Annotated in this window: 13 protein-coding genes and 1 riboswitch; of the genes, 7 read left to right on the forward strand and 6 right to left on the reverse strand. The window is 40.3% G+C overall.

The genetic code is table 11. The features are described from left to right. Positions 1-125 precede the first annotated feature (125 nt). From FJX03_07195 to FJX03_07205, 3 genes are read left to right on the forward strand one after another with little or no spacing between them, the layout of a single operon-like run. A complete protein-coding gene (locus FJX03_07195; GenBank protein ID MBM3633467.1) occupies positions 126-1,121 on the forward strand; it encodes a hypothetical protein in 996 nt (331 codons plus the stop codon). A gap of 18 nt (positions 1,122-1,139) precedes the next feature. Then, positions 1,140-1,325 carry a hypothetical protein gene (locus FJX03_07200; GenBank protein MBM3633468.1) on the forward strand — a complete coding sequence of 62 codons (186 nt, stop codon included), beginning with the start codon at positions 1,140-1,142 and terminating at the stop codon, positions 1,323-1,325. Positions 1,326-1,367: 42 nt separating this feature from the next. Next, a complete protein-coding gene (locus FJX03_07205) occupies positions 1,368-2,102 on the forward strand; it encodes a hypothetical protein (GenBank protein ID MBM3633469.1) in 735 nt (244 codons plus the stop codon). A 77-nt stretch (positions 2,103-2,179) separates the two neighbouring features. Here FJX03_07205 and FJX03_07210 read toward each other — a convergent pair whose 3' ends face one another. Next, the gene (locus tag FJX03_07210; protein MBM3633470.1) at positions 2,180-2,386 is read right to left on the reverse strand and encodes a cold-shock protein; all 207 of its coding nucleotides are present in this window, start codon (positions 2,384-2,386) and stop codon (positions 2,180-2,182) included. A 179-nt stretch (positions 2,387-2,565) separates the two neighbouring features. On the opposite strand from FJX03_07210, the gene FJX03_07215 reads away from it, so the two are divergent. Genes FJX03_07215 through ubiA form a run of 3 tightly spaced genes read left to right on the forward strand, consistent with a single transcriptional unit; the run spans position 2,566 to position 4,466 of the window. After that, positions 2,566-3,162 (forward strand): DedA family protein, encoded by a 597-nt coding sequence (locus tag FJX03_07215; protein ID MBM3633471.1) that lies wholly within the window; start codon positions 2,566-2,568, stop codon positions 3,160-3,162. A gap of 21 nt (positions 3,163-3,183) precedes the next feature. After that, positions 3,184-3,618 carry a ribose 5-phosphate isomerase B gene (gene rpiB, locus FJX03_07220; protein MBM3633472.1) on the forward strand — a complete coding sequence of 145 codons (435 nt, stop codon included), beginning with the start codon at positions 3,184-3,186 and terminating at the stop codon, positions 3,616-3,618. Continuing rightward, entirely contained in the window at positions 3,504-4,466 is a 963-nt protein-coding gene (gene ubiA / locus FJX03_07225) for a 4-hydroxybenzoate polyprenyltransferase (GenBank protein ID MBM3633473.1), read from the forward strand. The genes rpiB and ubiA overlap by 115 nt, the downstream gene beginning before the upstream one ends. 64 nt (positions 4,467-4,530) lie before the next feature. Here ubiA and FJX03_07230 read toward each other — a convergent pair whose 3' ends face one another. Beyond that, positions 4,531-5,172: an energy transducer TonB gene (locus FJX03_07230; protein MBM3633474.1), complete on the reverse strand. Its 642-nt coding sequence runs from the start codon at positions 5,170-5,172 to the stop codon at positions 4,531-4,533. After that, a complete protein-coding gene (locus FJX03_07235; GenBank protein MBM3633475.1) occupies positions 5,166-7,043 on the reverse strand; it encodes a TonB-dependent receptor in 1,878 nt (625 codons plus the stop codon). The genes FJX03_07230 and FJX03_07235 overlap by 7 nt, the downstream gene beginning before the upstream one ends. An 81-nt stretch (positions 7,044-7,124) precedes the next feature. Next, a riboswitch (cobalamin riboswitch) is annotated at positions 7,125-7,358 on the reverse strand. Positions 7,359-7,487: 129 nt separating this feature from the next. On the opposite strand from FJX03_07235, the gene FJX03_07240 reads away from it, so the two are divergent. Further along, positions 7,488-9,272, forward strand: a complete 1,785-nt coding sequence (locus tag FJX03_07240; protein MBM3633476.1) for an ABC transporter ATP-binding protein — start codon at positions 7,488-7,490, stop codon at positions 9,270-9,272. A gap of 39 nt (positions 9,273-9,311) precedes the next feature. Here FJX03_07240 and dapE read toward each other — a convergent pair whose 3' ends face one another. From dapE to clpX, 3 genes are all read right to left on the reverse strand, one after another. Further along, positions 9,312-10,454, reverse strand: coding sequence for a succinyl-diaminopimelate desuccinylase (dapE, locus tag FJX03_07245; protein ID MBM3633477.1), 1,143 nt, complete (start codon positions 10,452-10,454; stop codon positions 9,312-9,314). Positions 10,455-10,546: 92 nt separating this feature from the next. After that, positions 10,547-12,985: an endopeptidase La gene (locus FJX03_07250; GenBank protein MBM3633478.1), complete on the reverse strand. Its 2,439-nt coding sequence runs from the start codon at positions 12,983-12,985 to the stop codon at positions 10,547-10,549. Between the two features lie 135 nt (positions 12,986-13,120). After that, on the reverse strand, positions 13,121-14,389 hold the full coding sequence (gene clpX / locus FJX03_07255) for an ATP-dependent Clp protease ATP-binding subunit ClpX (GenBank protein ID MBM3633479.1): 1,269 nt from the start codon (positions 14,387-14,389) through the stop codon (positions 13,121-13,123). Between the last annotated feature and the right edge of the window lie 33 nt (positions 14,390-14,422).

A 14,422-nucleotide genomic window follows, 5' to 3' on the forward strand; every position in this document is an offset into this window, starting at 1 on the left:
ATTGCTTTTTTATAGATTGTCTTGTAATATTCTACATATAAAAAAATTTTTATATGAATTGATAGTTAACCACATGAAAAAAAATAGTATTTTTACTAATTTTATCGGCTTTCATTCTCTTAAACATGCACCCACTTTTCGCTATAGAACAACCTCAATCCTCCTCACAGACTTCATCCGCCGCTCTAAAATTTCGAATCACGCCTCAAGGTGAGATTGAAGATGCACAAGGAAGTGATTTAATAGAACGCTTTAAAGACGCGGTAAAAAATGAGGTCAAAATATGGGAAAATAAAAAAAGTAAGTATCTTACCTTGTTAAATAGTTATGAAGCAAAACTTAGAGACAAAGCTACCCTTTCAGATTCAGAATGTTATTTAATCGAAATAGATTTGATCATTCTAAAGCGAAAAATTAAAATTTGTGAAAAAAACAAATTTTGTGTTACCGAAAGGGAAAGTTTACTACCCCAAATATTAAAGGAGATTCTTACTACTAAAATGCCCTTCCATCCCAAGATGGACGTTACAACCAGGGGCGGCGTGTGGGAATTAGGACGCAATGAGTTGACGCATGACAGTCCGGACAATTATTGTTCACTCAACTGGAAATTATTAGATACAGCTAACATTCGCCATCTTGATATTATTGATTTTTCTGATCTCCTCAACAGTCAAGAAAAGTTTCTAATTTACAAGGAAAATAAGTATTTCATTCGTCATAATATACCCCAGTTAAGCAAAAATCTTAGAGAGAAATATTTCATAGATTACGAAGAACATCTGCCAATAGCTTCCTTTCAAAGGATTCAAAAAAAACTTCGACAATTAGAAACATTACTTGGTAGCCTTTCTGATCCCTTAGTAACTTCCCATTCAGCTCCGGATAATGGAGGAGTGAATATTAGACACATTACTTCAAATTTTGGATCAGCCTCAAAAGAGAGAATTATGAAAGAAATTGAAAGATTAGAAAAAAAAGCCCATACGGTAACAATCCCTCTCATGGCTGTGACTTACTGGATGGGCGAAGTTATGTCCGCATTTATGGGCGAAATTGATGTTCATCGACAAGGATTGTCTCAATCTACGACCTCTAACGTTTTCAGTGACAATAGCTAACTTAGAAAAGGAATAACAATGAAAAGGCTAGTCTATGTGGCCATATATATTGGATTTCATTTGTCAGCTTTAGCAATGGAAAAACCAGATGAACTCCAACACGTCCCTGTACCAAGATTAAAATTTAAAATAAGTGAAAATGGAGATATTGAAGACGCACCTGGGAGTCATTTAATTATGGAATATAGAAAGTTTGCCCTATAGACTGCTATTTATTGGAATCTAAAAAGAGATGCTACCAATGCTGTGATAAATGATTTGAAAGAAGAGCTAACGAATAATAACTTATCTCCGTCTCATAAGGAAAGCCTAGAGATTCAATTGAATCGTCAAATAAAAAAAGTAACAAAATATGAGATAAGGTTTAAAGAAAATATGGACCAACAAGTTCTTTTGAGTGCATGTTTACAGCATATGAGTAGGAATGAAGATGGTCCTATTAGTTTTAAATACTGCGCAATGAACTATGATTATTTTAGTAAAATTGACTTCCGGCTTGCGGGAGATATTTTTGATTTTTCTGCATTTAAAAATCATCTACGAGGCCATAATAGTCCTCAACTGATTTATTTTGACGGCAGTCATCGGCTTGCAGGGTTGAGAGTCAGGAGTTATGCTCTGGTACATCTTGTAAAAGCCAGGGAGTATTATATAGAAAACCTGTGGTCTCATTGTTTTGAAAATCAAAGAAAGTTGATCAAAATACAAACTAAAATTTGGGAAGCTGCTAAATTGCTTCGATATGTGATGAATGCATCTGAGCTTTCGTTAGAAAATGAAATTAAAATAAGAGAGCTTCAGAAAGAAGCAGAAAAAACAAAAAAATCAATTTCCCAACTATTAAAAGAAAAAATTGAAAGCTTAAATGAAGATGCGAATGATATTTATATTCCTTTGTTAGCACCGTCATATTATTTTCTTCTTGTGCTTATTGAGTTTCAGAAGGAGGCCCCTCTTCACAAGATTAGGCAACCTGGTTGAGATAGGATAATTACGGATTCGTAAAATAGTTTACCCTCTCTTGTGAGAGGGTAAACGATAAAGAATGTGAAGAAAACTTAGAGAACTTTAATGTTAACCGCGGCCATTTTGCCTTTGTTTTCTTGTAGCTCAAACTCAACCTTTTGGTTTTCAGAAAGAGTGGATAGACCTGCTTTTTCAACTTCGCTCATGTGAACGAAAGCATCTGGCGCACCATCATCTAATGTTATAAATCCATACCCTTTTTCTGGGTTAAACCACTTTACTGTTCCTGTTTTTGACATAATAGTCTCCTTGTCTGTGTCGTTAATAATTTTTCCCTTATGGTTTTATTCTATAGAACCTAGGATTAAAAGCAAGTTCCATCTACACATCTTTTCATTTTCTCACCTTTTTTTTAGCCCTAAGCTTGCTTAAGTGTTGTATAGTAAAAATAAAGATAATCAAGAGGACCCTCCTATTTATGGAATATTTGATCGATTTTATTAAAGATTGGGGCTATATAGCTGTTTTTTTAGGATCCTTAGTAGAAGGTGAATCCGTAATTCTTGTAGCCTGCTTTATGGCCCACTTGGGATATTTGTCCTTAACAAAGATCATGATCATTGCTTTTTGTGGCACCTTATTTGCAGATCAGGCCCTGTATTACGTTGGAAGATATTATGGCCAAGCCATTATCCAAAAATTTCACCGTCTTCACGCACCAGCTAATCGGGCTTTTAAACTTCTTCATAGTTGGGATATTTGGTTTATATTAAGTTTTCGCTTCATTTGGGGAATTCGCACAATAAGCCCTATTGTTATTGGCTCAAGTGGTATTTCTCCTCAAAGATACACCCCTTTAAATATACTTGCTGCCGTTATATGGACGTTAATTAGCTGTATCGGCGGTTACATGCTTAGTGGCGTTATTGAAGACATAGGGCTCCATGTTATTAAGCGATATTTTGGGTATTTTACCATTGGGATTATCATCCTTGTTGTCGGGTTTATTGCTTTAAAACGTTGGATGAAAAGCCGGCTTGAAACTCTTGGAGATGAAGGCCCTTTTCACGACTAAATAATAAGGAATTACAAAATCATGCCAAACCGAGTTATAGCATTTGGGTCAGATCATGCCGGATTTACATTAAAAAATGATCTTAAGGAAACTGCCAAGTCTTTTGGACATTATGTGATTGATTTAGGAACACATTCGGCAGATTCTGTTGACTACCCAGATTATGCAAACAAAGTTGTGGAGGCCCTGAAGGGAGAGCAAGCCGCTCTTGGCGTTATCATTTGCGGTACAGGTATTGGAATGTGCATGGCCGCCAACCGACATAAGGGTATACGCGCTGCTGTTTGTCATACAGAGTTGGAAGCCCGCCTGGCAAGAGAACATAACAATGCCAATATTTTATGCCTAGGCGGACGGATCCTTGGCACCGATCAAGCAAAAGCCTGTCTTGCTGCTTTCTTGAGCGCTCATTTTATTGGTGGCCACCATACAGCTCGTGTAACAAAATTGGGCTAATAAAAGTGAACGTCTACCTCAGGCTAAGCCGACTTCACCGACCCGTTGGAATTCTTCTCTTAATGCTCCCCTGCTGGTGGGGTGTTGCTCTTGCTAGTCCCCAAAAAATTAATATTAAACTTCTTGTGCTTTTTGCTTTGGGAGCAACATTCATGCGCAGTGCGGGCTGCACATTTAATGACCTCATTGATCGCAACATTGATATCCATGTGAACCGCACAAAACTCCGTCCTCTTGCAAACAAAGAGATATCCCCAGGGTATGCCTTCCTCTTTTTCATCCTCCAATGTTTGGGAGGGCTTATTATATTGGGATGCTTACCGCAGCGATGTTGGCCTCTTGGTTTAATTGGCCTTGTTCTGCTTGCTATTTATCCTTTTATGAAACGCGTCACCCATTGGCCGCAATTGGTATTGGGATTTGCTTTTAATTTGGGGATTATCTTTGGCGTTGTTGCCGTTTTACCCTATGGGGCCATTCAATGGTTCCCCGTTCTCTGTCTCTATGGCGCCGGAATATTTTGGACTCTAGGATATGACACGATCTATGCCCTGCAAGACAAAACCGACGACCTTAAAATTGGTGTCAAATCCACCGCCATTTACTTCGGAGACACTATAAAAATTGCGTTATCCCTTATTTATAGCCTCGTATTTGTCAGCTTAGCGTTGGTGGGTTACTGGGAAAATGCAAACGATATTTTTTACAGTCTTCTTGGAATCAGTTTCTTCACAACGCTCGTCATGCTGTACCGCATGAATCCCCATAATGAAGAAAATTGCCAAAAGGCTTTTAATGCCAATTCCTATTTGGGATTGTTAATTTGGATTGCCTTACTCACTTTGTAATTAAATCGAATAAAAAAATCCTTAGGCATTTTTCCCTTTAAAACTAACCAGAAAATTTACGAATTTAGGCTTCCAATTTAAATTCAATAGGCACCTCCAAAGTTTTGACACCAGGCATGAACTTCCATTGGCGAATCGCGTTTAGGGCCGCATTTTCTAAAATAGGATCTACTAGCGGAGGAATTGTCCTGGCGTCAGATACAGCACCCTCTTGAGATAAATGGACCTGAATCATAACAATGCCTTGAATTTTTCTAAGCCTTGCCTCTCGAGGGTAAATAGGAGGAGGCTGAAAGAAGGATATAGCGTTATGGCTAGTGTCTAATCCCTTCGTTGAGACGGCTACTGTCTTCAAAAATTGCTTATCTTCATTACCCTTTTTAGCGGAAGATTTTCCTCTAGGTGGATTATCGTATATTCTCTCTTGGGCTTGGGTTTTGAGTTTATTTTCTCCTGAGGATGAACCTTGCGAAGAGGCTAACTTGTGTATTTTTTCAGGAATGATTGCTGATAAATGATCCTTCGGTTGGGCGTTACAAAATACCATTTCCACACAAAAATTATTCTGCAAACTTTGAGGTTGCCCCTTACCCATATACGGGAAATTAAAAGCAAAGGCAGAGATGACTAAGCTATGTGTTAGAAATGCACTCCCTAAAGCTGGCCAATAATATTCTTTCATAACATAGGATCCTCCCTCTAACATTGTGCGCGAAGCCCTACATAAACGCCCATGCCTGGTTGCTGAAAACTTCGTGGACTTTCATAGTAACGATTAAAGAGATTTTCTGCACGCCCATAAAATTGCACTTGATCCGTTAATTGATAGGCAGTTTGTAGACCCACGATCGTATAACTGCGCGTGTGCACTCTTTTAAAGATGGCCGCATCAAACGTATCTCGAGAACTAATATAAAGAACATTTCCGCTCAGTTGCCAATTAGAAGTCACGTGTCCGGTCACAGAAAAAGTAATTTTATTGAGCGGATTTCCAATCAATCCCAGTCTTGTTCTTTCATCCCAGGTTTCCGTATAGGTATGGGAAAGTTGTGCACTCCATTGCGATGTTGGGTGAATGCGCATACTTGTTTCAACCCCTTGAGTCCGAGCTTTATCCATATTAATCAACATCACCCCACCAGACGCTGCCGTAATTAAATCCCGGATCCGATTCTGAAATATTGTCACGCCCAAACTCAGTGTATTTTGAAAGAAAGAACGCTCTATACCCCCATCCCAACCTAAACTTCGTTCAGGTTTAAGATTGGGATTGCCGGAAAAAAAGGGATCTTTATAAAATCTCTGCTGCAGGGTTGGTGCTTTAAAGGCCGTTCCGATTCCTCCTTTTATAGTAATTTCTTTAACTCTGTATTGCATTCCAAATCGAAAAGTTGGTTTTGATGAAATTCCTTGATACTTGTCAATGCGGGAAGACCCAGTCAGCATTAAATTTTCATACATTCTATAAGAAAGCGTGCCCCCAATTCCTCCATGGGAAGTTTGAAAATCTCTATTCAGGATGGGTAGCTTATACCAATACAATTTTTCCCGAGCAAAATCTGTTGCAACTTGAAGTTGTAAAGAATTTGTTATCTCAAAATTTTGGCGCCAATCAATTTGGGTTTGAGAACCATTTCGCGTTGTCTGACTTGACGTTGGACGCGTGTTGATAAGATTATTTTGATAATGTCCAAGACCAAAATCATGCTGCCATCGACCTGCTAATGTCTCAAAATGCCCTTGAAGACGATTAAAAGATTCCGAAAAGTTCTGTCGATAAGGGTATGTATCCGTTGGCGGTTGGCGAAAGCCAAGGCGGCGGGTTAAATATCGACTTACCCAGGAAATATGCGCTGAATCTGACGTCGCACCGAGACGAGCAGTGAAGGCCTCCTGATGTAAAGGATTATCAGCTTTTTCCCTAATTCTTGTAAGATACCTTGATGGTGTTGTTCTTGTACCCATTGATTGAACACGCGAACCATTTACATAATAGTCTATCCTATTCTTTTGACCTTGGAATCCAACATTTTGAGTATACGTTTTAAAGGAACCCGCCTCAGTATTGGCTAAGGTTTTATGGGCACCTTGACCTTTTTTGGTTTCAAGAAGAACAACACCTCCCATACCCCCAGGTCCATATAAGGAACTCTTAGGCCCTCGAATCACTTCAATCTCACAGAGATCACTTGCCATCCATCTTGATACGTTCAACGCATTATCAAAAGAACCACTATCATTGATAGTCATACCATTCATGATGACAGTTGTATTGCCATCTCCCGCTCCTCGGATAGAAATTCTCGCTTCTTGGCCAATACCACCATGCTGGTTGACATAAACTCCAGGCACTCTACGTAAAGCATCCGAAATAGTTACCGATTGCTGCTGCTCCAGATCTTTCGCTGGAATACGTGTCGTGTCGGCACTATCAAGAGGATTGGGTTCGGATAAAGGCGTCGCTCGTACGACAATTTTTGGAAGTTGAAAAGGCAACTGACTTGCAAAAACACTTGTAGCATAAGCCAAGAAGGGTAATGTAGATAAAACCCTGGGCACAAAAATATTGACATACATGAATGAAGAACTCCCGCTCGTGGTTAATGTGCATCACCACATGCGGTTATCCCGTTCCCAAAAGCACCCCGCCCTCAAGAAAAGTGATGCGAATCAGCTGGCAGGTCTCCTGGCTTATGGGTCATTGTTTAATAGTCATGCCTTCCCAGTTTCCCAGTGGCAACTAGCTGTTTTGCTAGTAATCCTCCTTCCAGAGGACAACCCTTAAACTCGCCATTCACAGTTACGGGGGTAGCCACGGATTAACCCTTTATCGGGTATACCGTGTTCCCTTTTCATTTGGCGTACGCCAAAACCAACAGTCAAAATTAAAATCTCCCAAACACCCCCACTGTGTCAATATCCCATTTTTCACTTTTGAATATTTCTCTGTAACCCTAATTTTAACTGGTCTATGGTCGATTTTTATAGAAATTTACCCCCAATATAGAGTATCAAAAGAATATGAATACTGTTATTTCGCTTGCCTATAAAAGCTCCAAAAGCCATAAATTGGGGAGACGTATTTTTCATGAACATATTCGCCCCTACGGGCGGTATTTTGTGATCGCTGTCGTCTTGATGATTCTAGCTGCCCTGTCAACTTCCGCATTGCCGTATTTTCTTCAACCTGTTTTTGATGAAGTTTTTGCAAATGGCACACCTCGGGTACTGCTGTTTGTTTGTGGAGGAATCTTTTTGGCCTTCGTTGTAAAGGGCGCCAGCTCCTTTGGAGAGTCTGTAATCATGACTTACGTGGGGCAACGGATCATCTCTGACTTGCAAAATCGCCTTTTTAGCCATTTAATGCGCCTCGATTTAGCTTTTTTTCATGGAACATCTTCTGGAGACATATTGTCCCGATTCACAAACGATGTGAATTTAATGCGCAATGCCGTTGCCACCACCTTGGTTGGAATAGGTAAAGATTCATTTACCCTGATTTTCTTGGTATCTTTGATGTTTTACAGAGATTTAGCGTTGGCATGCATTACTCTGTTCATCTTCCCCCTTGCCATTTTACCCATCCTTCACATTGGTCGCCGCATGCGTAAAGTGGCGAATACTACGCAAGAAGAGCTCGCAAACTTTACGGGACGTTTAACACAAATTTTTCAAGGCATCCGAGTCATTAAAGCATATCGTGCAGAAGAATATGAGGCCAATAGAGCTCACATGATGATTGAACGTATCTTTGCCCTGGTCTATAAAACGGCCCGCGTTCGCTCAGCTTCTCATCCCATTATCGAGGGTCTTGGCGGAGTAGCCATTGTTATTGTTATTGCCTATGGCGGATGGCAAGTTATGCATCATGCCCGCACTACGGGCGAATTTATGTCGTTTATTCTTGCCTTATTGCTCGTTTATGAGCCCATGAAACGCCTCAGCAATATGAATGCCAATATCCAAGAAGGTTTAGCAGCGGCAGCTCGTGTTTTTACCATTTTAGATACTCCAGCCATTATTCAAGATAATCCGCATGCCAAACCTTTACCGCCTATTACAGGAAATATAGAGTTTCAGAATGTCCGTTTTGCTTATCCTGACGGAAAAATTGCATTAGATGGTATTAATCTAACAATACAAAAATCCCAATCTATTGCGCTTGTAGGAGCCAGTGGAGCTGGCAAATCCACCATCATCAATTTGATTCCTCGATTTTATGATATTCAAGAAGGATCTATTCTCATTGATGGAATTGATCTGAGAGATGTCACGCTCAGTTCATTACGTCAACAAATAGCCTTGGTCAGTCAAGAAATTATGCTCTTCGATACGACTATTCGTGACAATATTGCTTATGGATCCTTCACCGCGACAGATAATGACATTATGGAAGCCGCTAAAGCAGCAGCAGCTCATGAGTTTATTTCCGCTTTGCCGAATGGATACGAGACAATGATCGGAGAAAATGGGGTAAAACTTTCCGGAGGACAACGTCAAAGAATTGCGATTGCGCGCGCTATGTTGAAAAACGCACCCATTCTTTTATTAGACGAAGCCACATCTGCACTAGATACAGATTCTGAACGACAAGTTCAAGCGGCTCTCAAAATTCTTATGAAAGGGCGTACTACATTGATGATTGCCCATCGACTTTCCACCGTTGTCGAAGCAAATAAAATTTATGTTTTGCAAGATGGGAAAATCGTTGAAAGTGGGAATCATCAAACACTACTTGAAAATAAGGGAATTTATTCTGGCCTATGGCAGGCTCAATCGACACGCCCCACGAATGAAGCCGCATAATAAGGCTCGCTGTTTTGCCACTCATTCAAATTTACTTTTTTAATTAAAATATCGTTCCAGAATTTCTTGATAAGCTCGTGTCAAACGATGAATTTCTTCTACAGAAATATGCTCATCAACTTGATGAGCTGTCGTATTGACAAGACCAAATTCAATAACAGGGCAAATATCCTTCATAAATCGAGCGTCAGAAGTCCCTCCACTTGTACTGAGTGTTGGCGTCAATCCTGTAGCCGTTGAAATAGCTTGAGATATCAAGTTCTGCAGAGCCTTGTCTTCGCACAAAAAAGCATTGCCACTTCCTTGAATATCAAGAGTATAAGTAAATCCCATTGCCGACAAATTATGCCTTTCGGCTGTCTTGTGCAGATAGTGTTGTAAAGATTCCAGCGTATGCGTTGGGTTAAATCGAATATTAAATTTTGCGGTTGCTTCGAAAGGAATTACATTTGTAGTCGGATTACCCACATCAATGGAAGTCACGGCAAGATTAGAGGGGTCAAAGTGTTTTATTCCGTCATCCAAGGGACGCGACAAAAGATCTTGTAAATATTCGAGAAGGGGAAGAATGGGATTTTTTGCCAGATGTGGATAGGCTGCATGGCCAGCTTTTCCTTGTATAGTTATAGTTGCATTGAGGCTCCCGCGCCGTCCAACTTTAACTGTATCCCCTACCTTTGCAATATTTGTCGGCTCTCCCACAAGACAAGCATCTATTTTTTCACCCCGAAGTTTAAATTGCTCAACCACATAACGGACCCCATCTACAGCCGGCCCTTCTTCATCTGTCGTTAAAAGAAGACTTAAAGAGCCGTCAAATTTAGGAGTTTTTAAAAGATAAGCATCAACCGCCGCCATAAAGGCGCCTATGCCTCCTTTCATATCAACGGTTCCTCGACCATATAACTTGCCGTCTCTAATCTCCCCTTTAAAGGGATCAACAGACCAACGGGCGACATCCCCTGAGGGAACGACGTCTGTATGCCCCACAAAACAAAAATGCGGAGAGGATGTGCCTAAGCGGGCATAAAGATTACTCACGTCTCTAGAATCTAAACGCTCTATGGAAAAACCACGTATACTTAAAAAATTAGCAATGAGGTCAAGTGTTCCAACTTCTAAAGGCGTAACACTTGGACATTGTAGCAACTTTTGGGTTATCAAAATTGGATCGGCTATCATAAATTCTCAACGGTAAATAATTAAGAACATTTTATAAAACCAGGTATTTTTGTTTTTTCAAAGATCGTAATAAGAGAAAACAACCAAAAACTTTAATGAACAACATCTGAAGGAGTAATAGACCCATCGCCCGATAACCCTGGCACTTGTTCTACAGGCGTTTTAGTGTCTTTCTCACGCTCATCATCCTGCCATTCAATAGGTGTTAGGGGTTTGGTAAGAGCAATTTTTAAGACCTCATCTACGCAAGACACAGGAATAATTTTAATCCCCTTCTTCACGTTGTCCGGAATCTCAGCCAAATCCTTTTCATTATCAATAGGGATAAGGACTGTTTTGACTCCACCGCGATGGGCCGCTAAAAGCTTTTCTTTTAAACCACCAATTTGGAGAACGCGGCCACGCAAGGTAATTTCACCAGTCATGGCAACATCTTTTTGAACAGGAATACCTGTGAGAGCGGAAACAATAGATGTACACATTGTAACACCTGCAGAGGGTCCGTCTTTAGGGGTTGCCCCTTCAGGCACATGAATATGAATATCACGTCTTTCAAAAAGAGAAGGTTTAATGCCAAAGCGAGGGGCTTGAGAGCGGATGTAACTCACAGCGGCTTGAATCGACTCTTGCATAACATCACCTAGCTTTCCGGTGATCATTGTCTTTCCTTTACCTGGCAAAATAACAGCTTCAATAGATAGCAAATCTCCACCTGTCTCTGTCCAAGCAAGCCCTGTTGTTACACCAATAACATCTGCAACTTCAGCCAAGCCATAGTGATATCGGGAAATACCCGCATATTTTCCAAGATTCTTTGCCGTAATTTTGACAGCTTTTACTTTTGGTTTAATAAGAATTTCTTTAATAGATTTACGCGACAAATTTGCAATTTCGCGCTCTAAATTTCTTACGCCTGCTTCACGTGTATAATAACGAATCAATTGACGTAGCGCATCATCAGAAATAGCAAATTCTCCCGCTTTGAGTCCATGCATAGCAACTGTTTTGGGGATTAAGTAGTGTATAGCAATTTCAACTTTTTCATCTTCTGTATAGCCTGGCAAACGAATAACTTCCATCCGGTCCAACAGGGGTTGGGGCATTCGAAGCGTATTAGCTGTCGTCACAAACATCACATCTGATAGATCATAGTCAACCTCAAGATAGTGGTCATTAAAAGTCGCGTTCTGCTCAGGATCAAGGACTTCAAGTAAAGCAGAAGCAGGGTCTCCCCGCCAATCTGTTCCCATTTTGTCAATTTCATCCAATAAGAACAAAGGATTTGAAGTCTTTGCCTTTTTCATACCTTGAATAACTTTACCCGGCATAGCCCCTATATAAGTTCGTCGATGGCCTCGAATTTCGGCTTCATCCCGCACTCCTCCTAAAGACATACGCACAAAATTACGTCCCGTTGCCGAGGCAATAGATTTTCCAAGTGAAGTTTTCCCCACACCGGGAGGACCTACCAAACATAGAATCTGCCCTTTAACCTTCCCAACCCGGCTTTGAACAGCCAGGTATTCCAGAATCCTTTCTTTAACCTTGTCTAAACCATAATGGTCATGATCCAAGATTTTCTTAGCCGTTATAATATCGCGCTTAACGCGACTACGATGTTGCCAGGGAATACACAAAATCCAATCTAAATAATTTCGAATAACAGTAGCCTCAGCAGACATTTGGTTCATGCTGCGCAATTTACGTAATTCGGTCATAGCCTTTTCATGGGCTTCTTTGCTCAACTTTGTTTTCTTAATTTTTGTTTCAAAATCAGAAATCTCATCCTTGCCATCTTCACCTTCGCCTAATTCCTTTTGAATGGCTTTTAACTGCTCATTTAAATAGTAATCACGCTGGGTCTTTTCCATTTGACGTTTGACACGGGTTCGAATACGACGTTCAACTTGTAAAACACCAATTTCGCCTTCAATATGATTAAGGATTTTTTCCAAGCGTTGCTTGACATGAGATGTTTCTAATAAAACTTGCTTCTCAGATATCTTTAATCCCAGATATGAGGCAATTGTATCTGCTAGTTTTGCAGCATCGTCAATTTGGTTAATGGTGACCAAAACATCTGGCGGAATTTTTCTGTTAAGCTTTATATATTGTTCAAATTGACCAACGATGGTTCGAACCAAGGCCTCAACTTCTGCCTCATCAACCTCATCTTCAGGGATAAGCTCGACACTTGCATGAAAATGCTGCGCATCATCTTGAATTTTTAAGAGGCGTACACGTTGTCCCCCCTCTACGAGAACTTTTACAGTTCCATCGGGAAGTTTCAGGAGCTGTAGAACTGTTCCAAGTGTTCCGATGGAGTATAAATCTTCAGATGTTGGATCATCATGATTTGCATTCTTTTGAGTAATAAGAATGATTTGTTTTTCTTCTCCCAACATAACTTGCTCTAAGGCACGGACTGATTTTTCTCTACCGACAAACAAAGGCACAATCATATGGGGAAACACAACGATATCTCGCAGAGGGAGAACGGGGTACTGTGTTCCTTTTGTGAGACTAAACATCATATATATCTACCCATTTAACAAATTTGAATAACATAACGACATTAGCACAAGATTTACCTTAAAACTTTCGAAATGTTTTATCTTGTAACCTTATTGCTGGTTAAAACTTGTAAACAACGTCTAAGGCCGTAATCATTGTTTCCCTTTTGACGCATCACTAAGACGTTTTCCATATGTTTTTAAAGGCTGAGCCCGACCCTCTACAACTTCTTTATTGATAACAACTTCATCAACATCTTCATACGAGGGCATTTCAAACATGGTATCCAGTAAAATGTTCTCCATGATAGATCTCAATCCTCGGGCTCCGGTTTTACGGGAAATAGCACGAAGCGCAATAGCATGCAAGGCATCATCTGTTAGATTTAATTCAACATTTTCCATTTCAAATAAGCGCTTATACTGCTTAACAAGAGCATTCTTAGGTTTTACCAAAATCTCAACTAGAGATTCTTCATCTAAATCTGTCAATGTTGCTAAGACAGGAAGTCGTCCAATAAATTCGGGAATTAACCCAAATTTCAACAAATCCTCCGGCTCAACGCCTCGAAGTAAATCACCTGTTGACCTTTCGATGCTGGACCGAACATCAGCACCGAATCCGATAGCAGCTCCTTTTCCTCTGGCAGAAATAATTTTTTCTAATCCTGAAAATGCTCCCCCACAAATGAAAAGAATATTTGTTGTATCCACTTGCAAAAACTCTTGTTGAGGATGCTTACGGCCACCTTGAGGCGGAACAGAAGCAACTGTTCCTTCCATTATTTTCAACAGGGCTTGCTGGACACCTTCACCTGATACGTCACGGGTAATAGAAGGATTATCTGATTTGCGAGAAATTTTATCAACTTCATCAATATAAACTATGCCTCTTTGAGCACGCTCAACGTTATAATCTGCAGCTTGAAGAAGTTTGAGGATAATGTTTTCAACATCTTCACCTACATAACCTGCTTCTGTGAGCGTTGTGGCATCCGCCATGGTGAAGGGCACATCTATGATACGCGCTAAAGTTTGGGCAAGAAGCGTTTTGCCACTTCCCGTTGGGCCTATCAAGAGGATGTTAGATTTTGCAATTTCGACATCACCACTCTTTGGACCGTGGGCTAATCTTTTGTAGTGATTATGTACAGCAACAGAAAGAACACGCTTGGCAAAGAATTGACCAATAACATAGTCATCCAATACCGAACAAATCTCTGCAGGGGAAGGAACACCATCGCCTGACTTTACCATCGATGAACGGTTTTCTTCCCGAATAATATCTGTACATAGTTCAACGCATTCGTCGCAAATGAAAACAGTGGGTCCAGCTATAAGCTTTCGGACTTCATGTTGGCTTTTTCCGCAGAATGAGCAGTATAATGTATTTTTGATGTCACTACTGACCGATTTGCTCATATCCTACCCCCTTCTAAGTAACATCCAAAGGGC

The sequence above is a fragment of the Alphaproteobacteria bacterium genome (assembly GCA_016870095.1).
GTDB lineage: Bacteria > Pseudomonadota > Alphaproteobacteria > Paracaedibacterales > VGCI01 > VGCI01.